This window comes from Pseudoalteromonas sp. Angola-30, from assembly GCF_028599215.1.
Lineage (GTDB): Bacteria > Pseudomonadota > Gammaproteobacteria > Enterobacterales > Alteromonadaceae > Pseudoalteromonas > Pseudoalteromonas atlantica.
This window is the reverse complement of the sequence record NZ_JAQREI010000006.1, coordinates 81255-104714: the sequence shown is the minus strand read 5'-3', so window position 1 is coordinate 104714 and position 23460 is coordinate 81255. Positions and strand designations below refer to the sequence as shown.

Sequence of the window (23460 nt, the reverse complement as noted above, 5' to 3'; positions counted from 1 at the left end):
GGCTTAATACCAATCGACTTAAAAGTTTATAGCGTGCTAAATAAAGCGTTAGCGGCGTTATAAATTTCTCATGTAGAACAACTACATGTCGAAATTTATGCCTTGTTATCACGCTATTTATCTGTCGCTATAAATATCTAATAACTTAACCCGATTGGTATAACTTATTTTGGTGGTTATTCTCAGGTTACTTATTTAAGGGAATAGCCAGCATATACAGCAATTGCAGTAACGAGCCCTGACATATAGCCGCTTGCGCTTGCTCCACCACTTTTGGTTTACCGTGTACGGCAACGCCTAATCCTGCTTTTTCCATCATGAGCAAATCGTTCGCACCATCGCCAATGGCTACCGTTTGCGTATTTGCTAAGCCCAGCTTTTGCTGCAGTGTTTCTAAAACAACCGCTTTATGCTGCGCATCAACAATGGCACCAGAGACTTTTCCTGTCAGTTTATCGTTTGCAAATTCAAGCACATTAGCATGTACTTCATCTAAATTAATCAGCTGCTGCACACGCTCGGCAAAGGGCACAAACCCGCCTGATGCTATAGCAAGATACCAATTATGCTGCTTTAATATTTGGCATAACGCTTTAATACCTGGCATTAATGGTAGGGTGTTTTTTAGATCTTCAATTAAGCTTTGTTCTATGCCGGCTAACTTTGCCACACGCTGATTTAAACTTTCGCTAAAATCTAGTTTGCCTGCCATTGCAAGCGCGGTCACCGAAGCCACATCGTCATATACATCTGCTAAACGTGCAATTTCATCAATGCACTCTATAGTGATGGCGGTAGAGTCCATATCCATAACTAGCAGCCCTGGCTCATATAGGTTAGGTGGCGTTGTAACTTGCACTAGCTGAAAATCAAGCGTGTTTGCAAACTCTCTTAGCGCAAGCGGGTTAATTTTTTGCGCAGCCTCTGGGCTATAAAAACACAGAGCTGGGGCTAACCCTAAGTCGGGCTGATATTGACATACAGCGGTTACTTTGAGCGCGTGCGTTTTTAAAAAGTCGATAATGCTCGTTACATGCTTTAGTTCAAAATCGCCCGCAAACGCAATACTAAATAACCCAACGGCTTTATCTGGTATTGTTTGAGCAGGAGTAAAACTCCCTTCTTTGTAATCAAACCATGTGTTTAGCGTTAAAGAATGTAATGCTTGCTCAGCAGCTGGCTGTGCCATGTTCATTTGCGACATGGGTTCTCCGTGTTTGTTATTTATTTTTCTAATTTGGCGTATCAATTAGGGTATTCATAACGCTAAATTCGCCATCGGGGTAGATTTAAGGTTATAGTTAGCGTAGTTGTAACATCAAATCAAAATGCTGTCAGTAGCATATACGGTGACTATGAAAAATAACCATATAAAAAGCCCTTTGTCTGCATCACAAAGAAAGCGAATCGTTCGCTTGTTATTGGCTGCGGGCTGTTTTGTATTACTGAGTTTTGTAGGTGTTAACAGTAGCTTTGAAAGCCACCAACTACTTTATAATAGTGCCGATAATACTGCCAAAAGCTTAACCTCATTTATGGCACTTAATGCTAAAGAGCCATTGCTTGCTAAAAATAAGCCACAGCTTAGAGCTTTGTGTAATGATATAAGCAAAGACGAGTTTGTACTTTCAGCCACAATTTACGATCAGCAAGGCGTACTTATAGCCAGCAGCGATCACTGGCAATCGCACCATATATTTGGCCAATTGCCAGAGTCCACCCCAGGGATTAGTAAACTAAAAACCCCGTTTGTTGAGCCTGTTGTAAGCGACATAGATAAGCCTTTAGGCTTTGTATCTATTACTTATTTAACCCGCGCGGCAATATCTGACAGCCACAATCACTTTCATGATTTAGGCAGGCAAGTTTTATTAATGCTAGTAATAGCCTGTATTTTTACATGGCAGCTAGGGCGAGGCCTAAAACGTTGGCAGGTAAATCGCTATATGCAAAAAACCTCAGAGCAAGAATCGTAAAGCTGCTGAGCAACTTCGGCTTTATTACTATTTGGCTTTAAGCTGCATAAAACTTCAAATACAGCAGGAATATGCGCAGGGGTGTTAATTTCTCCCTGATGGCCACTTAATGGCATTGAGGGCGCATCCGTCTCAAGCACTAAATGCTGCGGTTCTATTTGAGCAATTACATCACGGGTTTTAGCCGCACGTTCATAGGTAATAACGCCACCCACGCCTAATTTAAAGCCCTGTTTAATATAATATTGTGCTTGTTGCATGGAGCCTGAGTATGCATGTATCACCCCGCCATATTTTGGCTTGCAGCGCTTAAACGCATGCGCAATTAAATCATGGCTTTGCCTGTGATGCACAATAAGCGGCAGCTTGAGCTCGTTAGCAAGGGTAATGTGTTGCTCAAATAGGCTGGTTTGTTTTTCAAGGTCATCAATACTTCTATCAAGCCCGCACTCCCCTATTGCCACCAGCTGCTTTTTATTGGTTTTTGCAAAATCGAATAACTGCGCTAAGTGAGCATCTTTATGCTCATCTAAAAAGTAAGGGTGAAGCCCTGCGGCAATATGTACTTGTGGGTATTTAGCTTTAAATTCAATTAGCAGCTGAGATTGCGCCAAGCTAATACCTGGCACAACAAAGCGCTCAACGCCTTTAGCCATACACTCTTTTATGAGTGATCCGCGGTTTGCGTCAAACTCAGTAAAATCGAGGTGGCAGTGGGAATCTATAAACTTCACAGCATAAACCGGTTAAGGGTTTAAACGTGTTATTTGCCAGCTATTATCAGTTTGGCGCTGATATATAAAGCGGTCGTGTAAACGATGTGCGCCACCTTGCCAAAACTCAATTTTAGAAGGGACTACGCAGTAACCGCCCCAAAAATCAGGCAGTGGAATTTCACCATTAGCAAATTTACTCTTCATATTGACAAAGGTTTCCATAAGTACTTTGCGCGATGAGACTGGCCTGCTTTGCGCTGAGGCCCATGCTGCTAATTGGCTTTCTTTAGGGCGCGATAAAAAATATTTAGCGACTGCAGCCGTCGGTAATGGTTTTGCCTCACCGTATACAATCACTTGGCGCTCCATATGATGCCACGGAAAATGCAGCGATATTTTGTTATTGCCTTTTAGCTCTTGCGCTTTACGTGAGCCGGTATTAGTAAAAAATACAAACCCGTTATCATCTAAATGCTTTAACAATACAATACGCTGTGAAGGTTGGCCGGTTTCATCAACCGTTGCCACAACCATGGCCGTTGGGTCTGGGATATTACTGCCCGCAGCATGCTCAAGCCAGGTTTCAAATTGTTTGAATGGATCATCTTGCAAGTTATCTTCGCTTAGCGCGTCTTGCAGGTATTCACGGCGGATATCTTCGAGTTTCATAAACAAATCCTTCTAAAGAGCTATCAGCTATCAGCTATCAGCTATCAGCTATCAGCTATCAGCTATCAGCTATCAGCTATCAGCTATCAGCTATCAGCTATCAGCTATCAGCTATCAGCTATCAGCTATCAGCTACAAAATTGATGCACCTATAGGAGACGTCAAGTATAAACACCTAACATTATCTGCAAGTGTAGAAGTGCTAGCAAGGCGGTAGAACTATCTATGCCAAGGAGCATACAATTAGTATGTGACTTAGGCTGAAAAAGCACGACAACGTAGTCAAAGCGAACCACACGAAGCAGACGTTCACCTAAGTAGTTTAGCCTAAGACAAGGCATCCAACCCTACTTATCCCTATGAGCATACGGTTTGTATGTGATTAGGGTAAGTCGGATTGGATAACGCAGTATTAGGTTAAAATACGACGGTGATTACATTTGCTCCATGACTTCAATGCCTAACAAATCTAATCCCGTTTCTAGTGTTTTAGAAACCAAATTACATAACACTAAACGGCTGTCACGTACGCTTGGCTCTACGCCTTCTTTTAGTACTGGGCAGGCTTCGTAGAATGTCATGTATAGGCTAGCTAGCTCGTATAAGTAGCTACATAGTACGTGCGGAGTAGCCTCAGAGATCATTAAATCAAGGACTTCTTCAAGCTGTAACAGTTTAAGCGCAAGTGCTTTTTCTTGCGGCTCGGCTATAGCTACATCTGCATTTAGCGTAGCGGCATCGACTCCTGATTTACGGAAAATACTGCGTACACGGGTATAAGCATATTGTAAGTAAGGTGCTGTCGCGCCTTCAAAGCTTAACATGGTGTCCCAGTTGAAAATGTAATCGCTGGTACGATGCTTAGAAAGATCAGCGTATTTAACAGCGCCAATACCTACTTTACGCGCAATTTCGCTGCGATCATGATCTGATAAATCAGATTCACGCTCAGCAAGTTTTGTTGCTGCACGACTAATCGACTCTTCAAGCAAATCAGCAAGTTTTACTGTACCACCAGTACGGGTTTTAAATGGTTTACCATCGGCGCCCATCATGGTGCCAAACGGGCAAAACTCATAGCTTGTTTCATCGCGTAAAAGGCCTGCTTTACGTGCGGTAAGCTCCACTTGATTAAAGTGAAGGCTTTGGCGTGCATCAACAAATATTAAAATACGCTCAGCGCCTAAGGTATTTGAGCGGTAGTTACACGCGGCTAAATCGGTGGTTGCATATAAAAAGCCGCCGCCAGATTTTTGCACGATAAACGCCGATGGCTCACCATCTTTATTGGCAAGTTCATCTAAAAAGACCACTTGTGCGCCTTGCGACTCTACCGCTATGTTTTTATCTTTTAATAGGCTAATAATATCGTTAAGCTCACTGTTGTAAGCACTTTCAGCCATAATATCGTCTTGGGTAAGCGTTACGTTTAGACGTTTGTAAACTTCTTCAGAGTGCTTAACAGAGGTCGCTATAAATAGCTTCCATAGTTTTTCACAGTGCGCGTCGCCGCCTTGTAGTTTAACTACATAGTCACGGGCTTTATCGGCAAAGCCTTCTTCATCGTCAAAACGTTTTTTTGCATCGCGGTAAAACGTTTCTAAATCAGCAAGCGCTACCGACTCTAAGTCTACGCCTTGGCTAATTTGATCTTCTAAATGCGCAATTAGCATACCAAATTGTGTGCCCCAATCGCCCATGTGGTTTTGACGAATGACTTTGTCGCCTCTAAATTCAAGCGCACGTACAATGGCATCACCAATAATGGTTGAACGTAAATGGCCTACGTGCATTTCTTTTGCAAGGTTAGGTGATGAGTAATCTACCACGACAGTTTGTGGGTTAGCGTGTTCGTTTACAGCCAGTTTTGCATCGCTGTTTGCTGCTTTTACACTGTTGGCTAAAAACTCAGGCTTTAAATGAATATTAATAAAACCCGGGCCGGCAATTTCTGTTTTTTCAGCGATGTCGGTTACATCTAGGTTATCAATAATTTTTTGCGCAAGCTCACGTGGGTTGCTTTTCATTTTTTTAGCGGCGCCCATTGCTCCATTAATTTGGTAATCACCAAACTGTGGGCGTGTGCTTTGTGTAACAGCTGGGTTTGTGTCTTCTGGTAGGCCTGCTGCGGTCATGGCGGCAATGGCTTTTTCTACTAAAATAGTACGAATGTTCATTATATTATTTACCTTTGTAAGCCCGCCATAGCAGGCTTTCAGTTAACTTTAGTCAGTCGATTCTAGTTTTCGCGCGTATGGTTAAAGGTTACCTCTGGGTAACGCTCTACCGATAAGTTAAGGTTTACACGGCTCGGTGCTATGTAAGTTAAGTTATCGCCACCATCGAGTGCTAAGTTGCTTTCGCACTTACGTTTAAACTCTTCAAACTTTTTAACATCGTCGCTGCTTACCCAACGTGCCGTATTTACATTTACGCCTTCGTAAATTGCATCTACGTTGTACTCAGCTTTTAAGCGCGCTACAACTACGTCAAACTGAAGAACACCTACCGCGCCTACAATTAAATCGTTGTTAGTAAGCGGTCTAAATACCTGTACAGCACCTTCTTCAGAAAGTTGTACTAAGCCTTTTAATAATTGCTTTTGTTTGAGCGGATCGCGCAAACGAATACGACGAAATAGCTCAGGCGCAAAGTTAGGAATACCGCTAAATTTAAGCTTTTCGCCTTGCGTAAAGGTATCACCAATTTGAATGGTACCGTGGTTATGCAAACCAATAATATCGCCCGCATATGCATCTGCTGCACGCTCACGATCGCCCGCCATAAAGGTTACCGCATCAGAAATACTAATTTGCTTACCAAGGCGTACGTGGTTCATTTTCATGCCTTGGCTGTATTTGCCCGACACAATACGCATAAAGGCAATGCGGTCACGGTGTTTAGGGTCCATGTTGGCCTGAATTTTAAACACAAAACCGGTAAAGTTTTCTTCTGTTGCGATTACTTGGCGGTCATCTGTTTCGCGCGGTAATGGCGTTGGTGCCCATTGCGTCAAACCATCAAGTACATGGTCTACACCAAAGTTACCAAGGGCTGTACCAAAGTACACCGGTGAAAGCTCACCCGCTAAAAACAATTCAAGATCAAACTCATTTGAGGCACCAATTACCAGCTCTAGCTCTTCACGTAATTGCTCAGCGAGTTCTTCACCAATGGCGGTATCAAGCTCTGGGTTATCTAGGCCTTTTACAGTGCGAACTTCTTGAATAGTATGACCTTGGCCTGTTTTGTATAAAACAGCTTCGTCGTTATGAATGTGATAAACACCTTTAAACTCTTTACCACAACCAATTGGCCAAGTAATAGGCGCACAGGCAATATTTAGCTCTGTTTCTACTTCATCAAGTAGTTCCATTGGGTCACGAATATCACGGTCACACTTATTCATAAAGGTAACAATAGGCGTGGTACGTAGGCGCGTAACTTCCATTAGCTTACGGGTACGTTCTTCTACACCTTTTGCGGCATCAATAACCATTAAACACGAATCTACCGCAGTCAATGTACGGTAAGTATCTTCTGAGAAGTCTTCGTGTCCAGGGGTATCAAGTAAATTAACCAGCGCATTGTTATACGGAAACTGCATTACAGAGGTAGTAACCGATATACCACGCTCTTTTTCCATTTCCATCCAGTCAGACTTTGCATGCTGATTAGAGCCACGGCCTTTTACAGTACCGGCTTTTTGAATCGCTTGTCCGAACAAAAGTACTTTTTCGGTGATGGTGGTTTTACCAGCATCCGGGTGCGATATGATTGCAAAAGTCCTTCGCTTGCTAATTTCGTTGATAATATTCTGGTCTGCCATTAATAAGTTCTTTTAGTTTGATGCCAAGTTACATGCATAACATTGAGTGTATGCAAGGCAACCCGTTAAGTTGATCGTTATTAACTGGGCTTTGAGCAATTTAGTGTGAATAAATTGACAACAATTAACGCCATATAGCTAATTTTTTAATAGTGGCAATTGTAACAGGAGTCGGTATAAAAGTGTGCTATCTAACTCAAAAATATCTTGGCTTTATATGCAAAAGGAAGGAGTAACTAATTTTAAGGGCCAGCAACATGGTTACTGGCCCTGTAATTAACGCAATGTGCTACTGCGTTATTGAAATACTTGGCACCACCGACATACCTACTCGTAACTGCTTAAGCGCCGGCTGGTTTGCATCTAAGCTAATTTTAACCGGTAAACGCTGCACAATTTTGGTGAAGTTTCCCGTGGCGTTATGAGCACCAATGGCTGAGTAGCTCACTCCACTGGCAGGGCTTAGGCTATCAACATGGCCGCGTAAAATTTGCCCTGGTAGTGCATCCACTTTTATTTCAACTTCTTGGCCAACTTTTACATTAGCTAGCTGAGTTTCACGGTAGTTTGCACTAACAAACACTTTATCAAGCGGTACAACAACCAATAGCGGGCTGCCTGGGTTTACATACGCCCCTACACGCACCGATTTTTGGCCAACTACGCCATCAATAGGCGCAGTAATTTGGGTATACGATAACTTAAGCTCGGCATCTACTACACGTGCTTTAGCTTGTACAAGCACAGCTTTGGCTTTTTCAATATCGGCACGTAAAATTTCAATCTGCTGCTTTGCTGCTGCAAGGCCTGCTTGGTTTTTATGCAAGTTTGCTTTTTGAATAGCCAGCTTTGCTTGTGCTTCTTCTCGTGCTTGCACAGTGCCTGAGCCATCGCTGGCTAAGTTGGTATAACGCTTTAAATTTAACTGTGCTAATTTAAGTGATGCAGTGTCGGCCTCTACCGCAGCTTGCGCTTGTTGTACCAGCGAATCTTGATAAGTTAGCTTAGCTTGCAAGCTAGCTACACTTGCTTTAGCACTATTAGCTTGGGCTTTAGCAGAATCTAGGGCCACTACAAAATCGCGATTATCTATGGTGGCAATTAAATCGCCTTTTTGTACTCGCTGGTTATCTTTAATGAGTACTTGATCTACCGTGCCAGATACCTGAGGCGCCACAAAGGTAAAGTCGGCTTGCACGTAGGCATCGTCAGTTGTTTGAGTTGCACTTTGCGACTCCGGTTTATTAAGATAAATAATACTGCCTGCAACAACGGCAAGTATAGTTGCTGCAACGGTTAATTTAACTACTTTTGGTAAGGCCATAATATATTACTCAACAATTAAAATTTAAGATTTATTAAGATTCGGGGCTGGTACAAAGTTCATACATAGCGCCAGCGGAATTAATACAAGTGCTAACACACCAAGCACCAAGTAGGCATCACCTACCGACATCACTAACGATTGCTGGGCAATAACGCCACCTAATTGATCATTAGGTATGGTGTTTGCCAATGAATTACCGACCATAGAGGCGCGGTCTAATAGCATTTCGTTATGAAAATGACTGCGCACCGTTAATAGCTGCCCCACAACAGCCCCGCCAATAAGCGAGCCAAACACACGTAATGTGTTTATGGTTCCCGAAAAAAACGGCCCTTCGCTTGGGTCTAGTACACTGGTCATTAAAAATAAAATAGAGACCACTGCCATGGGCTGGCCAAATGCTTGCAACAGCTGCGCTGTGATAAATTGATCCCGATGCCATAAAGGCGTAATTTGTGCGCCGCTAAAACAGGCCAGCGCAATTAAAAATAATCCAATTGACATCACAATGCGGGCGTCTACCCATTTTTTGTATAAAAGCAGTGCCACTACCGAGCCAAGTACAAGTTGTGGTAGCGCAATTAATAACCCTACTGGCGCTAGCTGTAATGCTCTATAGCTATGCAAATTGGCTAAGTGGGTTGAGGGCAACATTGAGCCCGACATCAACACCACTAACAACATGGTAAGTAGTACAGAGCCAATACCTAAATTGCGACGGCCTAATAACTGCGGTCTCATAAATGGCGCTTTGTGATGCCACTCGGTTAATACGTAGCAACCAAATAAAATTAGCCCACCAAAAAAACACACACTAATAAGCGATGAATTAAACCAATCTAAACGCACACCTTGATCAAGCGCGATGGCAATTAACGTCAAAGACGATACGCCGCATACTAGGCCTAACCAGTTTCCTTCTTTAAAGCGCGTATATTTAACGCCCTCTTTTGGGAGCCCCCACGCAGTTAGTGAGCCTGCAATAATACAAAGCGGAATAACTTGCCAGTAAATCCAGCGCCAGTCCGATAACACATCAGCCCACTGCCCGCTTAGCCAAATAGCTAAATTTGGAGCGAATGTAGCGGTCATGGCGTAAAGCGCTAAACCGTGTAAACGTATGTTAGGGGGTAAAAATTTAAGTGCAGCCATCATTAATATAGGTATGAGTGCGCCACTACTTACTCCTTGCACAAAACGCAGTGCAATTAATAAGTTTAAATCATGAATAAAAGGCAAAATAGCCGCAATAACACCACATATAGTCACCATAGAAATATGAAAGCGTCTAACCGATAACGTAATGGCGAACCACGAAGCAAAAGGCATAGCGATTAGCTCCCCAACGGTATAGGCGCTTGAAAGCCAAGAGGCATCATCTAAACTTGCCCCCATTACGCCCCTCACATCTGCTAATCCAAGTCCCCCTACTCGGTTATTTAAACCCGCCATCATAGCGGCAATAAAAATGCCTAATAACCCAGCCAGTGCTTGTTTTGATGGCCCTGCGGGCTTAGCAACAGGTGCTGCATTTTGTACAGGCACATTAATCGTGACTGCATTCATTACTCGCCCTCCGCCTTGGCTGACATTGGCGCAAGCGCACTTTCAGGTAACGCGTCTGGGTTCCAGCCACCGCCGAGAGATTTATACAAATTTACAACCGCAATCGAGGCATTGGTTGCACTGTTATTTAACTTAGTTTGGCTTGCTAATAAATTACGTTGCGCCGTTAAAACACTAAGGTAGTCGGCTGCACCTTGCTGGTAGGCTCTTTCAACGGTTTGTAAAGCCTGCTTATTAAAGTCGTGGGCAATTTCAACTTTGTGATGGTGATTTTGCTGCGCAGCCCAGCCATCTACTGCGTTATCAACTTCGTGCCACGCTTTTAGTACAGTTTGACGATACGTTAATGCCGCGTTTTTCTCGCGCTCTTTAGTAAGCTTAAGCTGTGACTTTAAGCGCCCACCCTGAAAAATAGGCAAATAAACATTTGGTCCCACTGAAAAAACACGTGAATCCCAGGTTGATAAATCACTCTGCGCATACCCTTCAACTCCTAATGAGCCCGTTAAAGTAATGCGTGGGTAAAAATTCGCTTCGGCCGCGCCAATAGCGGCAACAGCGCTGTGTAAGTTTGCTTGCGCTTGTAAAATATCTGGGCGGCGTTTCACAAACTCTGATGGAATAGCCGAAGGGATTTCGCTTGGCATAACAGGCGCAGCAATACGCTCGGCTAACAAAGTATTTAAGGCACGTGGTTTTTCACCTACTAGCAACGCAAGCGCGTTCATTAACACATTACGGCGCTGCGTTTGCTCTGGTAGCGCAGCATTAATTGTTGCCAGCTCTGCTTTTGCACTAATTGTTTCAAAACGTGTACTTACACCGTTTTTTTCGCGGCTTTGTGCAAGCTTTAACACACGCTCTGCAATGGTTTTGTTTTCGTGTGTTATGTTGAGCTGCGTTTGCGCACTGCGCAGTAAAAAATACGTTTTAGCCACCTCGCCAGCTAAACTAACACGGGCGGCTTCACGCGCATACAAAGAGGCCTGCAGCATAGCGACGGCCCCTTCTTCAACACGTTTATTACGGCCCCATAAATCAAGTTCCCAGCTGGCATCAAAACCAAGCTGCCAAAAGTTATCAGGCTCTGAGGGCGCACCGAGTGCAACAAACTTACCATTTTCGCTCAGCCCTTCGCGCTTGTAGTCAAACCCAGCAGATAGAGTGGGTAAGCGGTCTGCCGATGCAATACCCAATGCCGCGCGGCTTTGGGCAATTCGGCTTGATGCTAGCTGTAAGTCAAGATTACCTAACTGTGCTTTGCGCTCTAGCTCCGTTAAAATAGGATCGTTTAAAATTGTCCACCAATTCCACGCCAATTCAGCATTACCGCGTTGTAGCTGAGTAAATTCGGGAGTTGGCTTTATAGCATCGTTGTTTATATTTGTATTAGGCTCTTCAAAGTTAGGACCCACTACACAACCCGACAAAGCCGCAGCTAATGTAAGCGCAATAGCTGAATGCCGCGAATAATTAAAAAGTCTTTTATTAAGACACTGATTAGCCATTTTTAAATCCTAAATTAATAACACAATTATCTATGTACTGTACCGCTCGGTTCGAGTGATGAGCAAAAAAAAGCTAAGCACGCTAATTGCTGCCTAGTCACACCTTAAATACATTTAAACAGGGTAATACCGATAGTTAACAGCTGCTAAAAACACCCTTAACTCAAAGCTCAAATTGAACTGTACCGCTCGGTTTGATATGCTAGGCGTAATTTAACATTATGTCAAGGTGAAATGTAATGACAAAAACGCTTACTAATGCCCAAAACACTCTGCCTCCAAGTGAATTAGAGCTTGGCGCAAAAGCACGAACGGTATTACACGCTGCACGTAAAATATTTTTAATTCATGGTTTTAATGGTGCAACCACCGACATGATCCAACGTGAGGCAGGCGTATCAAAATCGACGGTTTACGCTCACTTTGCAAATAAAGAAATTTTATTTTTAGCGGTCATTAAAAGCGAATGCGAAATATTTACAGCATCAATCGATAATATAACGTTTAAGCCAGGCAACTTAACAGAAAACTTACGCCGCCTTGGGCATGCTTATTTACAAATCGCTCTATCAGAGACAGCCATGGCTCTATACCGAATTGTTGTTGCTGAAGCCCCCCGCTTACCCGCCCTAGGTCATATGTTTTATAACTCTGGCCCGCGGGTGGTAAAAGACAAGGTCTCTAATTATTTAAAAGCGGCAGTGGAATCTAAAGAGCTTGATTTTGAAGAATTAAACATTGAAGAAGCCACTAACCTATTTGTTGCCTTAATGCGCAGTGAGCTACATTTAATGTACTTAACTCACCCCGATCAGCCTGTGCTTAAAAAAGATATAGACCGCTGGGTAGAAGTAGCAATAAACTTTTTAGTGCGCTCTTACGGTACGGCTCACACTCAAAAGAACTAATTTTTAAATGTGTAATACTTTAAATAAATAGCATTTTAAAGCCACGCATTAATTTTAAGCGTGGCTAAATTACCCTCAATGCCAATGCCCTAAAAACGCATATTTTAATGCATTGTGCTAAACACTAATAAATATAAAAATAGCGCTACGGGTTAGCCCCTTGCGCTCAATTTATGACAGGCATTGATACTGCACTGTTAGCTATATAATTAAAAAACCAAGCAGCGCAGCCGCTAACTTATTTAAAATAAAGCTAAATATAGCGCCTTAAAAGATAATCTCGCTTTCGGTGCTCACTAGTCGTATTTAAACCAATTATATACACACTTTTTTTACGCTAAATTAACCCAAATCAGCTTACGCTTCTTGTGTAATAAAGTCGTAACGCATATCATTGCTAGATTGCACGGAGGATAAGTAGTTTGGTCATGAAAACCAGTAAGTTAAGTATTCGATTATTATGGTATATAACCCCGCTTGTTATATTACCCTTGTTGTTTTTAGGTGGTTTTACATTAACTAACGTAACCAACTCAACACAAAAGCAGGCTGATCTTATAATGAGTCGCTTTGTTGAGCAGCAACAGCAAAAGGTTTTCAACTACATAGACTCGTTTCATTCAACAGCAAAACTACTGTCTACTTCGCCTGTTTTAAACGATTTTTTATCAAACGACATTCATGCTGATGGCAGCTATACCCGCCGCTTAGGGGCACTAATGGATGTTTTTGCCAGTTACAGCGAAGCCTACCCAGATATAATTAGTATTAACTTAGTCTCGGCCAGTGGTAAAAGTGACGCGTATTATTCTAATAATTTAACAACCGCACCGCAGTCATACCCATTTTTTAAGCAAGTACTGCAAAGTAATTTGCGCCAACAACAATTTATGGTGCAAAACAACGACGGCACCACCAACTTATTTTTTGTACAGCGCGTACAAAGTGTTGATTACTATTTAAAACGCCCACAACAACTTGGCTTTATAGTATTACAAGTTGAGCCTTCTATATTAAACACCAGTATTTTAGAGGCGCCTTATAACAACACCCTAAATTTACTGCTAACCAACGACGGGCAAATTTTATTTAGCTCAGACTACAGCTTACGCGGGCAATATATTACCGAGCACGAGCTTGAGCAGGTTCACGATTTAGCCGATGTAGGCACCCTTTCGACGATTGAGCTTTCGAGCATAGATAAAATAGAAAGAATGATATTTGCTGTACAAATGAGCGGCGGTTATTACTTTGTATCAACCATTCCAAAAGGCGTGCTTTATCAATCGGGTAAGGCAATTAGCTTAATCACAGGCTTAATTGTGATAATTTCGGTGATCACCCTGCCTATCCTTATTTTTGTGGTTGTGCGCAATTTACTGCTAAACCCAATTGAGCTTTTAGGGGCCGCCAGCCACCGTGTAGGTGATGGTGATTTATCGGTAAATTTACCTGCTCATACAAATGATGAAGTTGGGGTGTTGTTTAACGATTTTAATCACATGATCAACCAAATAAGACACTACCAAGAACAGCTAGAAGAATATAAACACCACCTAGAAGACAAAGTAGAAAGCCGTACTAAAGCGCTCGAAGCGATGAACAGCCAGCTTGAACTTGCCATAGCTCAAGCAGAGCAAGCAAACCAGCTTAAAAGCCGTTTTTTAGCAAATATGAGTCACGAGATTCGCACCCCACTTACAGCCATTATGGGCTTTACCGAGCAGTTATTAATTAACGATAAAGTGGTTAACGACAAACAGCATTTAAATACCATTTTACGAAACTCTAAACACTTATTAGAGCTAATAAACAACATACTCGATTTATCTAAAATAGAAGCAGAAAAGCTCGCTGTAGAGCAAGCACCCCTTAATGTAGTGCAGCTGGTTCACGATATAGAATCAATTATTGAACCGCTAGCGCACGAAAAACAACTGGCGTTTAGCATTCATTACGAGCTGCCATTACCGCGCACTATTTATAGTGATATGACGCGCTTAAAACAAATTTTAATAAACATAGCCAGCAATGCCGTAAAGTTTACCGAGCAAGGCAAGGTGTCAATTTGTGTGCACTATTTGCAAAGTAAGCAGCAGCTTGAATTTGTTGTTAAAGACACCGGTATTGGTATGTCTGAGCACCAAATAGAGCGTATATTTAAACCTTTTGAACAAGCTGATGCCACCACCACGCGCCGCTTTGGAGGCACAGGATTAGGTTTATGTATTTCTAAAAACTTAGCGCAATTATTGGGTGGCGATGTTACTTTAAAAAGCGAAATTGGCATAGGCAGTCGCTTTGCTATTACCGTTGATTGCCATATTAACGAGCCTAAACAGTCACTAGAGCTTTTAACTGAGCAAGCACAGCTTATTCCAGAAAAAGACCCTTTCTTGTCGTTTGCCACTTCTAGTTTTGATGCCAACATATTAGTTGCCGAAGATAACCCCGATAACCAGCTACTTATAAAACTGCTATTACAAACCTGGGGCCTAGAGCCAGATATGGCTAACAATGGTGCACAAGCAGTAGAAATGGCGTTAGTAAACGACTACCAGCTAATTATTATGGATATGCAAATGCCTGTAATGGGCGGCCTTGAGGCAACTAAAATGCTACGTCATGCAGCCTACGATGGGCCCATTATCGCGCTTACTGCCAATGTAATGAACCATGATATAGACACATACATTGAGGCAGGTTGCGATAAAGCGCTGGCAAAACCCATTGATAAAGACGCGCTTGAAAACGTGCTAGTTAGTTACTTAAATCTTGAAAAAGATAATCAGAACAAGTGGGATAGTTTACTAAAAAGTGAAAAGTTTCAACAAATTAACGATAACTATGTGGCTAACCTGCCAAGTTACTTGCAAAAGGTAAACAGCTTAAAAGCCAGTAACGATGCAGAGGCGCTTCGCAGCGTAGCTCATAGCTTAAAAGGCAGTGCTGGTTGCTTTAATTTTGACGATATTTACCACAGTGCAGCGCTACTAGAAGAAAACCTGCTTAGTAATGACCAAGCGCAGCGCCCCACATTAATTGTAAATTTAATTAATGCTATTGAGCAAACCATAGCTAAAAGTAAAGAAACAGCCTAAAAATACGTGTTTTACTTTAAACGTTTATTTAGCGCTTAATTTAACCCTTTAACTAAACCCTAAGTTAAGCGCCATACCCATTAGTATGGCGTCTTCATAGCCATTCTTAGAGGGCTCATCGCTTGGGTAATAGTTTTTACGTACCGACATTTGCGTAAAGCCAGCATGTTCGTAAAGCTTTATTGCACGCGCGTTTGATTCGCGTACTTCTAAAAAAAGGTTTTCAGCATTTTGCTGCTCGCCATATTCAATAAACTGGCTAAGTAACTGCCTTGCAATGCCTTTACCTTGCTCACTGGGCGTTACACATATATCCATAAGGGTAAAATCAGGCCCTGCCTTTTCACCTATATAAAAACCTACTAGGGTGTTTTCATCAAACGCCGCTAAATTAAAGTAACGGCCGCCCATGCAAGAGCTCATTGTTTTAAGAGACCAAGGATGAGAGTGGCAGGCAGTTTCAATAGCCATTAATTGTGCTATTGCGCTTTCGTTTACAGGTTTAAAGTTTATCAAGGTGTGTGCTCATTAAAGCCCATAAAGCGCGCTTATCAGAAGCACTGAGCTGTGAGGTTGGTAGTGTAAGCTTATCGTCGGCTAACTGTATGTCTGCCCCTTTTAAAACATGATTAATTGTTAAAGAAGGTGCACTAAAACGTATATCACTTAATAACTGCTTGCTCAGCGCTAAAGGCTCAGCTGGAGTGCTTTGTGAAACGGCTAAAGTAGGATCAGTATTTTTAGGACGATAATGCTGATTTAGTTCAAGGTTTTCTATACCCAAAATAGCTGCGTAACGTGGATGCATAACAACTCAGTAGATTAAACACTAGAACAATATATGAAGTAATAAAAACGATGTAAAGAAGAAATGGCAGGGGCGGAGAGATTCGAACTCCCAACCGTCGGTTTTGGAGACCGCTGTTCTACCAATTGGAACTACGCCCCTGCAATGTCGACGAATTATAGAGACCTTTTAGAAAAGGTAAAGTAAAAAATTAACTTTTTAGTTTAACTGCTTTTAAATTATACAAAACGCTGAATTAGCAAGCTAAATAGCGCTGTAAAGCCACTTTAGCTTTAGCAGCACTCACCTTTAAAAAAATAAATGCTGCTCAGCTTAGCGTAATTAAAACTGCAGTATGTGCTTTAAAACCGTACGAGCTTAATAACCGCGGTACTGTTTTTACCTACGCTTAGCCCAAACGCTATGCTGTAAATTCCTTCTTAAGCGTTAAATACTTTAGCTAGCATGGTGTATTTACACTTGCTGCTAGTTATTTTTATAGCGATTTAGCTTGGTGGAGTTGCTGTATACATAAACAAGTCAATAACATTGGCAGCATTTATGATACAATTTAGCGTCTAGGGGATCCGCGCCTTACCACCCAATTGCATATTTCATCATGTATCTTACTTACGCGGATTATTCACAATGCAAATATGGAGGAGCTTTACTATTAGCAGTTGCTGGTAGTTCACGCCGTGTTATATGAAGTTTAAATCAAAAAAATACAGTATCGATTCAACCGATTACCAAGTAGGACAAGATAACGTTAGCAAATGGGGCATGGATATTCATACTAATGTATTTTCTGTTTCTATTGGCCTATCTCTACTTTTTATAATTACTCTACTTGCACTCTCGCCTAACGAAGCTAAAGAGGCGATTAACTCAATAAAAAATGCCGCACTAACTAATTTTGACTACGTATTTATGTGGGGCGCCAATATATTACTGCTGTTTGCAGTAGGTATTGCCGCTTCACCGCTGGGTAAAATTCGCCTTGGCGGCGATAAAGCAACTACAGACTATTCAACCTTATCGTGGGTATCTATGCTCTTTGCTGCAGGCATGGGTATAGGCCTTATTTTTTGGGGTGTGGCAGAGCCCACCGCCTTTTACACCGACTGGTTTGGCACGCCTCTCAATGCAGAAGCCTTTACCGAGCAAGGCCGAGAAATGGCTTTAGGGGCAACTGTATTCCATTGGGGTCTGCACGCGTGGGCAATTTACGGTATGACCGCTTTGTGCCTAGCCTATTTTGTTTATAACAAAGGCTTACCGCTTTCTATGCGCTCAATATTTTATCCGCTTTTAGGAGATAGAGTATGGGGCAAGTTAGGTGATGTTATCGATGTAATGGCGGTATTAGTAACCCTTTTTGGTCTTGCTACGTCGTTAGGCTTAGGCGGGGCACAAGCAGCCAGTGGTATTAGCCACGTACTCGGTTTTAAAAGCTCTTTATTATTACAACAAGGCATTATTTTATTAATTATGAGCTTGGCTATCCTCTCTATTGTGCGCGGTATGGATGGTGGCGTTAAACTCCTAAGTAATATAAATATGGGTATAGCCTTTGTGTTTCTGGGGTTAGTGTTTATTTTAAACTTTACCACGGTACTTGATTCTGCCTACACAGCAGTAATAGGTTATGTTAAAAATATCATTCCTCTAAGCTCAAGCACCGGCCGAGAAGATACGCAGTGGTTACATGGCTGGACTGTGTTTTATTGGGCGTGGTGGGTTGCATACGCACCTTGCTTTGGTATGTTTGTAGCGCGTATTTCAAAAGGGCGCACCATACGCGAATTTTTAGTGTATGTATTACTCATTCCTACTCTTGTAACTACTGCTTGGATGTCGGTTTTTGGTGGTGTTGCGATTGATCAAATTATAAATGAAGTTGGTGTACTTGGCGCAAACCAAGGTATTACAGATGTAACGCTTAGCTTGTTTTATATGCTAGATGCTTATGCATTCGGTACGCTGCTTTCTCTTTTAGCTGTGGCGTTAATAATTATCTTTTTTGTCACCACCCTCGACTCCGGCTCTATTGTAATAGATAGCCTTACATCAGGCGGAAAACTAGAAGTACCTATAAAGCAAAAGCTAGTATGGGCCGTTATTGCCAGTATTATTGCTATGTTAATGCTGTGGATTGGTGGCACCGATTCAATTCAAGCATTGCAATACATTACTATTATTGCCGCCCTGCCCTTTACTATTATTTTAATTTTAGGCTGTATTAGCCTAGTTAAAGGGCTACTTACAGAAACCGAGCAACCTACGCCCGTTCCTGCAAAATAAACCCACTTAGCCCACTTTACTTAATGAGTTTAGTGGGCAAGAGCTAACGGTTTTTAGGCATAAAAAAAGTCCGTGTAAGCGGACTTTTTATTATTTAGATAACAAAACTATGTTTGCTATCTAAAAGGCATTAACCATTAGTAAAAACGGGTGTTATTCCCACTCAATAGTGGCCGGTGGTTTACCAGAAATATCGTAAACAACACGTGAAATACCGTCAATTTCGTTAATGATACGGTTAGAAACCACACCTAAAAACTCATACGGTAAATGTGACCAACGCGCCGTCATAAAGTCGATAGTTTCAACACAACGTAGTGATACAACCCAATCATATTTACGTGCATCGCCCATAACCCCTACCGACTTAACAGGTAAGAATACAGTAAACGCTTGGCTTACTTTATGATAAAGCTCAGCTTTGTGTAGCTCTTCTATAAAGATAGCATCAGCACGACGTAGTAAATCACAGTACTCTTTTTTAATTTCGCCAAGTACACGTACACCTAAACCTGGCCCTGGGAATGGGTGGCGATAAAGCATGTCGTACGGTAAACCAAGCTCTAAACCAATTTTACGTACTTCATCTTTAAATAATTCACGTAATGGCTCAACTAAGCCCATTTTCATGTCATCAGGTAAGCCGCCCACGTTGTGGTGAGATTTAATTACGTGTGCTTTACCTGTGGCTGAAGCGGCTGATTCTATTACGTCTGGGTAAATAGTCCCTTGACCTAACCACTTCGCATTTTTAAGCTTTTTAGCTTGCTCATCAAATACATTAATAAACGTATGGCCAATGGCTTTACGTTTTTCTTCTGGATCTGATTTGCCTGCAAGGTCAGCTAAAAACTGCTCCTCAGCGTCTACTTTAACAATGTTTAAGCCAAATTTATTGCCAAACATGTCCATAACTTGCTGACCTTCGTTTAAGCGAAGTAAGCCATTATCAACAAATACACATGTTAGGTTTTCGCCAATTGCACGGTGGATCAGCATTGCTACAACAGATGAATCAACACCTCCTGATAAGCCTAAAATAACTTCGTCATCGCCAACGGTTTCTTTAATGCGCTCAATAGCATCATCAATAATTTTGGCAGGTGTCCATAGCTTTTCACATCCACAAATATCAATTGCAAAACGCTCTAATAAACGTTGCCCTTGATGAGTGTGCGTTACTTCTGGGTGAAATTGTACGCCGTAAAAACGTTTTTCTTCGTTAGACATAGCAGCATGCGGACACGTTGGTGTTTTAGCTGTGGTGCTAAAGCTTGCCGGCACTTCCATTACTTTGTCGCCGTGGCTCATCCACACGTCTAAAACGCCGTTGCCGCCATCGGTAATATGATCTTCAATTGCATCGAATAATGCACAGTTACCCACTTTTTCTACTTGTGCATAACCAAACTCTTTTTTATCTGAGCTGTGTACACTGCCGCCAAGTTGAGCTGCCATGGTTTGCATGCCGTAACAAATACCCAGCACTGGCACGCCAGCGTTAAACACGTATTCAGGTGCACGCGGGCTGTTCTCTAGTGTGGTTGACTCAGGGCCACCAGATAAAATAATACCTTGTGGATTAAATTCGCGAATTTGCTCTTCGGTCACATCCCATGCCCACAGCTCACAGTAAACGCCAATTTCGCGGATACGACGCGCGATTAATTGAGTGTATTGCGAACCAAAATCTAAAATTAGAATTCGTGAATCGTGAATATCTTTGCTCATGAAGGATCTCGTAAAGTAGATGCTAGATTCCACTAATTTGCTTAGTGGCTATAAAAGAGGGCTGGTAATTCCAGCCCCGTAATTTAAACGTGTTGTTTAACCTAAGCGGTAGTTAGGCGCTTCTTTGGTAATTTGCACATCGTGAACGTGCGACTCACCCATACCTGCAGATGTAACACGTACAAACTGCGGTTTTGTATTAAGCTCTTCAATGGTGGCACAACCCGTTAATCCCATTGCGCTACGAAGGCCACCCACTTGCTGATGAATAATCGTTGCAATTGGGCCTTTATAAGCGACGCGACCTTCAATACCTTCAGGTACTAATTTGTCAGCTTGGTTAGACTTTTGGAAGTAACGATCCGACGAACCTTCTTTTTGATCCATCGCACCCAATGAGCCCATACCACGGTAAGATTTGTAGTAACGGCCTTGGTAAAGTTCAACTTCGCCTGGCGCTTCTTCTGTACCAGCAAGCATTGAGCCCACCATTACACACGATGCACCCGCAACCAATGCTTTAACAATATCGCCAGAAAAACGAATACCGCCATCGGCAATAACTGGAATGTCACGCCCTTGTAAACCATCTACCGCATCAGAAATAGCCGTAATTTGTGGCACACCACAACCTGTAACAATACGCGTAGTACAAATAGAACCCGGGCCAATACCTACTTTAACCGCATCCACACCTGCATCAGCTAGGGCAATTGCGCCTTCGGCTGTAGCAACGTTACCGGCAATAATTTGTAAATCTGGGTAAGTTTCACGAGTTTGAGAAACACGGTCAATAACACCTTGTGAGTGGCCGTGTGAAGTATCGATAAGTAAAACATCAACACCCGCCTCTACTAATGCAGCAATTCGCTCATCAGTACCTGCGCCAACACCAACTGCTGCACCTACACGTAAACGACCTAGCTCGTCTTTACATGCATGTGGTTTGTCTTGCGCTTTTTGGTAATCTTTTACGGTGATCATGCCTTTTAGTTTAAACGCATCATCAACCACTAAGATTTTTTCAATGCGGTGTTCGTGCATTAAACCTAAAATTTCTTCGCGCGATGCGCCTTCTTGAACCGTTACCAGTTTGTCTTTTTTAGTCATAACGCTAGAAACAGGCTGTTCAAGCTTCGTTTCAAAACGCATGTCACGACCAGTAACAATACCTAGTAGGTTATTTTCGCTATCAGTAACCGGGAAACCCGAGAACCCTTTTTCTTGCGAAAGAAGCGTCGCATCTGCAATGGTTAAATCGGCAGACACAGTAACAGGGAATGACACAATACCTGCTTCATAGGTTTTAACTTTACGTACGTTTCTCGCTTGTTCTTCAATGGTCATGTTTTTATGAATAAAACCAAGACCACCTTCCTGCGCGAGGGCAATAGCTAAACGAGCTTCTGTAACAGTATCCATAGATGCTGAAATAAGCGGCAAGTTAAGTTTGATACCACGCGTTAAGCGAGTTGAAATATTTGCCGTGTGTGGCAAAACAGTAGAATGACCAGGTACTAAAAGTACGTCATCAAAGGTAAGAGCTTCTTTAGCGATTCTAAGCATTTTGGCAACTTCTCACATGTGGATCTAAGATAAGGAATTGCGGCCAAATTTTAACAGCGTTGTGGGCATTCGTAAATAATATTTCGCAAATATTTATGATAAACTTGCCTCATAATAGTTTTAGGTTGTTTTTTATGTTTTCGAAGCCTTCGCAAACGGTTTACACCGTATCGCGCCTTAACAGAGAGATTCGTACAGTTCTTGAGCAGGGCTTTGCATCGCTAATTTTAACAGGCGAAATTTCTAACTTCATTACCCCTGCTTCTGGGCACTGGTACTTTTCATTAAAAGATGAAAAAGCACAAATTAAAGCGGCTATGTGGCGCGGCAATAACCGCTCTCAAAGTTACCGCCCCGAAAACGGCGCACAAGTAACAGTAAGAGCCCGTGTTTCACTTTACGAACCACGCGGTGATTATCAGCTTATTGTTGAGCATATGGAACCTGCCGGTGAAGGCCAGCTTAAGCAAGAGTTTGATGCATTAAAAATGCGCCTAGCCGCTGAGGGGTTGTTTAGTTCGGCCTATAAAAAACCACTGCCGCTAAATATAAACCGTGTAGGTGTAATAACCTCAGCAACGGGCGCTGCCATAAAAGATATATTAACCGTACTTAAACGCCGCGCACCGCAATTAGAAGTCATTATTTACCCAGCCATGGTGCAAGGCAAAGAAGCCCATGTGCACTTAATTAACCAAATACAGTTAGCCAATGCACGCAATGAGGTCGACGTACTTATTGTAGGGCGAGGCGGTGGCTCGTTAGAAGATTTATGGTGCTTTAATCATGAGCAGCTTGCGCGTGCAATTTATCAAAGTGAATTACCCATAGTCAGTGCGGTAGGCCACGAAATAGACACAACCATCAGTGACTACGTAGCCGATGTACGCGCAGCAACGCCTTCAGCAGCTGCTGAGCTTGTCAGCCCTAACACGCAAGAGCTACATGGCAAGGTTATTGAGCTCATTAACCGGTTAAATAATGCCTTTAAACACGATATGGCCGATAAGCGCGCACTAGCAACACAGTTACAGCATCGGCTTTACTTGTGTCATCCGCGCAATCAACTTAATCAAAAAGCGCAGCGATTAGATGAGCTAACTATTGCCTTACAGCAGGGCATGCGCAATCGCCTTTACCAACAAGAGCGCACGCTTAATAATTTAACCCCGCGTTTAATGCGTCAATCGCCTGATAAAAAGTTATCGCAGGCCAGCCATCAGCTTATGCAGATACAAACTCGGCTTGAGCAAGCAATGCAGCACAAGTTGCAACACGCGCAAAATAGTTTAGCGCTGCAAGCGAGTAGGCTCGACTCGGTAAGTCCACTTAATGTTTTAGCGCGCGGTTACAGCATAACCAAAACCCAACAAGGCAAAGTGGTTAAATCGGTAGATCACATTAAAACGGGTGACGTGCTAATTACAGAGCTGGCCGACGGCGCTATAAAATCAACGGTGTTGTAAAGCTCT

General features: G+C 42.5%; 17 protein-coding genes and 1 tRNA gene. 5 read left to right on the top strand and 13 right to left on the bottom strand.

What is annotated here, in order from left to right:
* Positions 1-187: 187 nt before the first annotated feature.
* On the bottom strand, positions 188-1204 hold the full coding sequence (gene serB, locus PSH54_RS10085) for a phosphoserine phosphatase SerB (protein WP_273606064.1): 1017 nt from the start codon (positions 1202-1204) through the stop codon (positions 188-190).
* A gap of 151 nt (positions 1205-1355) precedes the next feature.
* Between serB and PSH54_RS10080 the strand changes: the two genes are divergently transcribed.
* Positions 1356-1976, top strand: a complete 621-nt coding sequence (locus PSH54_RS10080; protein WP_004586158.1) for an AhpA/YtjB family protein — start codon at positions 1356-1358, stop codon at positions 1974-1976.
* On the opposite strand, the gene PSH54_RS10075 is transcribed toward PSH54_RS10080, so the two are convergent.
* The 7 genes from PSH54_RS10075 to PSH54_RS10045 all read right to left on the bottom strand — a co-directional run bounded on the left by PSH54_RS10075 (position 1943) and on the right by PSH54_RS10045 (position 11591).
* Entirely contained in the window at positions 1943-2710 is a 768-nt protein-coding gene (locus PSH54_RS10075; RefSeq protein ID WP_273606063.1) for a TatD family hydrolase, read from the bottom strand. The two genes, PSH54_RS10080 and PSH54_RS10075, sit on opposite strands and share 34 nt — an antisense overlap.
* A gap of 12 nt (positions 2711-2722) precedes the next feature.
* Positions 2723-3361 carry a pyridoxamine 5'-phosphate oxidase gene (gene pdxH / locus PSH54_RS10070; RefSeq protein ID WP_273606062.1) on the bottom strand — a complete coding sequence of 213 codons (639 nt, stop codon included), beginning with the start codon at positions 3359-3361 and terminating at the stop codon, positions 2723-2725.
* A 434-nt stretch (positions 3362-3795) separates the two neighbouring features.
* Positions 3796-5538 (bottom strand): arginine--tRNA ligase, encoded by a 1743-nt coding sequence (argS, locus tag PSH54_RS10065; protein ID WP_273606061.1) that lies wholly within the window; start codon positions 5536-5538, stop codon positions 3796-3798.
* Between the two features lie 62 nt (positions 5539-5600).
* Complete coding sequence (gene prfC, locus PSH54_RS10060) at positions 5601-7190, bottom strand: peptide chain release factor 3 (RefSeq protein WP_004586154.1); 1590 nt, start codon at positions 7188-7190, stop codon at positions 5601-5603.
* A gap of 289 nt (positions 7191-7479) precedes the next feature.
* Positions 7480-8514, bottom strand: coding sequence for an HlyD family secretion protein (locus PSH54_RS10055; RefSeq protein WP_273606060.1), 1035 nt, complete (start codon positions 8512-8514; stop codon positions 7480-7482).
* A gap of 24 nt (positions 8515-8538) precedes the next feature.
* The gene (locus tag PSH54_RS10050; protein ID WP_273606059.1) at positions 8539-10083 is read right to left on the bottom strand and encodes an MFS transporter; all 1545 of its coding nucleotides are present in this window, start codon (positions 10081-10083) and stop codon (positions 8539-8541) included.
* Positions 10083-11591 carry an efflux transporter outer membrane subunit gene (locus PSH54_RS10045; RefSeq protein ID WP_273606058.1) on the bottom strand — a complete coding sequence of 503 codons (1509 nt, stop codon included), beginning with the start codon at positions 11589-11591 and terminating at the stop codon, positions 10083-10085. Before PSH54_RS10045 ends, PSH54_RS10050 begins: the two co-directional genes overlap by 1 nt.
* 239 nt (positions 11592-11830) lie before the next feature.
* Here PSH54_RS10045 and PSH54_RS10040 point away from each other — a divergent pair, with 239 nt between their 5' ends.
* Positions 11831-12499: a TetR/AcrR family transcriptional regulator gene (locus tag PSH54_RS10040; protein WP_024033146.1), complete on the top strand. Its 669-nt coding sequence runs from the start codon at positions 11831-11833 to the stop codon at positions 12497-12499.
* Positions 12500-12927: 428 nt separating this feature from the next.
* Entirely contained in the window at positions 12928-15600 is a 2673-nt protein-coding gene (locus tag PSH54_RS10035) for an ATP-binding protein (RefSeq protein WP_096041250.1), read from the top strand.
* Positions 15601-15648: 48 nt separating this feature from the next.
* On the opposite strand, the gene rimI is transcribed toward PSH54_RS10035, so the two are convergent.
* The 3 genes from rimI to PSH54_RS10020 all read right to left on the bottom strand — a co-directional run bounded on the left by rimI (position 15649) and on the right by PSH54_RS10020 (position 16549).
* A complete protein-coding gene (gene rimI, locus PSH54_RS10030; RefSeq protein ID WP_096739172.1) occupies positions 15649-16116 on the bottom strand; it encodes a ribosomal protein S18-alanine N-acetyltransferase in 468 nt (155 codons plus the stop codon).
* Positions 16103-16408, bottom strand: coding sequence for a hypothetical protein (locus tag PSH54_RS10025; RefSeq protein ID WP_273606057.1), 306 nt, complete (start codon positions 16406-16408; stop codon positions 16103-16105). The genes rimI and PSH54_RS10025 overlap by 14 nt, the downstream gene beginning before the upstream one ends.
* A gap of 64 nt (positions 16409-16472) precedes the next feature.
* A tRNA-Trp gene (locus PSH54_RS10020) sits at positions 16473-16549 on the bottom strand.
* Between the two features lie 543 nt (positions 16550-17092).
* Here PSH54_RS10020 and PSH54_RS10015 point away from each other — a divergent pair.
* Positions 17093-18691 carry a BCCT family transporter gene (locus PSH54_RS10015; protein WP_273606056.1) on the top strand — a complete coding sequence of 533 codons (1599 nt, stop codon included), beginning with the start codon at positions 17093-17095 and terminating at the stop codon, positions 18689-18691.
* A gap of 153 nt (positions 18692-18844) precedes the next feature.
* Here the strand turns inward: PSH54_RS10015 and guaA are convergent, their stop codons facing one another.
* Positions 18845-20422 carry a glutamine-hydrolyzing GMP synthase gene (guaA, locus tag PSH54_RS10010; RefSeq protein ID WP_024033152.1) on the bottom strand — a complete coding sequence of 526 codons (1578 nt, stop codon included), beginning with the start codon at positions 20420-20422 and terminating at the stop codon, positions 18845-18847.
* A 96-nt stretch (positions 20423-20518) separates the two neighbouring features.
* Entirely contained in the window at positions 20519-21988 is a 1470-nt protein-coding gene (gene guaB / locus PSH54_RS10005; protein WP_004586134.1) for an IMP dehydrogenase, read from the bottom strand.
* Positions 21989-22122: 134 nt separating this feature from the next.
* Between guaB and xseA the strand changes: the two genes are divergently transcribed.
* A complete protein-coding gene (gene xseA, locus PSH54_RS10000; protein WP_273606055.1) occupies positions 22123-23454 on the top strand; it encodes an exodeoxyribonuclease VII large subunit in 1332 nt (443 codons plus the stop codon).
* Positions 23455-23460 lie beyond the last annotated feature (6 nt).

What these genes read in the sequence shown, in the direction of transcription:
- serB (WP_273606064.1), bottom strand. Translation starts at nt 1,204, where the DNA reads ATGTCGCAAATGAACATGGCACAGCCAGCTGCTGAGCAAGCATTACAT.
- xseA (WP_273606055.1), top strand. Translation starts at nt 22,123, where the DNA reads ATGTTTTCGAAGCCTTCGCAAACGGTTTACACCGTATCGCGCCTTAAC.
- argS (WP_273606061.1), bottom strand. Translation starts at nt 5,538, where the DNA reads ATGAACATTCGTACTATTTTAGTAGAAAAAGCCATTGCCGCCATGACC.
- prfC (WP_004586154.1), bottom strand. Translation starts at nt 7,190, where the DNA reads ATGGCAGACCAGAATATTATCAACGAAATTAGCAAGCGAAGGACTTTT.
- pdxH (WP_273606062.1), bottom strand. Translation starts at nt 3,361, where the DNA reads ATGAAACTCGAAGATATCCGCCGTGAATACCTGCAAGACGCGCTAAGC.
- PSH54_RS10015 (WP_273606056.1), top strand. Translation starts at nt 17,093, where the DNA reads ATGAAGTTTAAATCAAAAAAATACAGTATCGATTCAACCGATTACCAA.
- PSH54_RS10035 (WP_096041250.1), top strand. Translation starts at nt 12,928, where the DNA reads ATGAAAACCAGTAAGTTAAGTATTCGATTATTATGGTATATAACCCCG.
- PSH54_RS10080 (WP_004586158.1), top strand. Translation starts at nt 1,356, where the DNA reads ATGAAAAATAACCATATAAAAAGCCCTTTGTCTGCATCACAAAGAAAG.
- PSH54_RS10055 (WP_273606060.1), bottom strand. Translation starts at nt 8,514, where the DNA reads ATGGCCTTACCAAAAGTAGTTAAATTAACCGTTGCAGCAACTATACTT.
- PSH54_RS10045 (WP_273606058.1), bottom strand. Translation starts at nt 11,591, where the DNA reads ATGGCTAATCAGTGTCTTAATAAAAGACTTTTTAATTATTCGCGGCAT.
- PSH54_RS10040 (WP_024033146.1), top strand. Translation starts at nt 11,831, where the DNA reads ATGACAAAAACGCTTACTAATGCCCAAAACACTCTGCCTCCAAGTGAA.
- PSH54_RS10025 (WP_273606057.1), bottom strand. Translation starts at nt 16,408, where the DNA reads ATGCATCCACGTTACGCAGCTATTTTGGGTATAGAAAACCTTGAACTA.
- guaB (WP_004586134.1), bottom strand. Translation starts at nt 21,988, where the DNA reads ATGCTTAGAATCGCTAAAGAAGCTCTTACCTTTGATGACGTACTTTTA.
- PSH54_RS10050 (WP_273606059.1), bottom strand. Translation starts at nt 10,083, where the DNA reads ATGAATGCAGTCACGATTAATGTGCCTGTACAAAATGCAGCACCTGTT.
- guaA (WP_024033152.1), bottom strand. Translation starts at nt 20,422, where the DNA reads ATGAGCAAAGATATTCACGATTCACGAATTCTAATTTTAGATTTTGGT.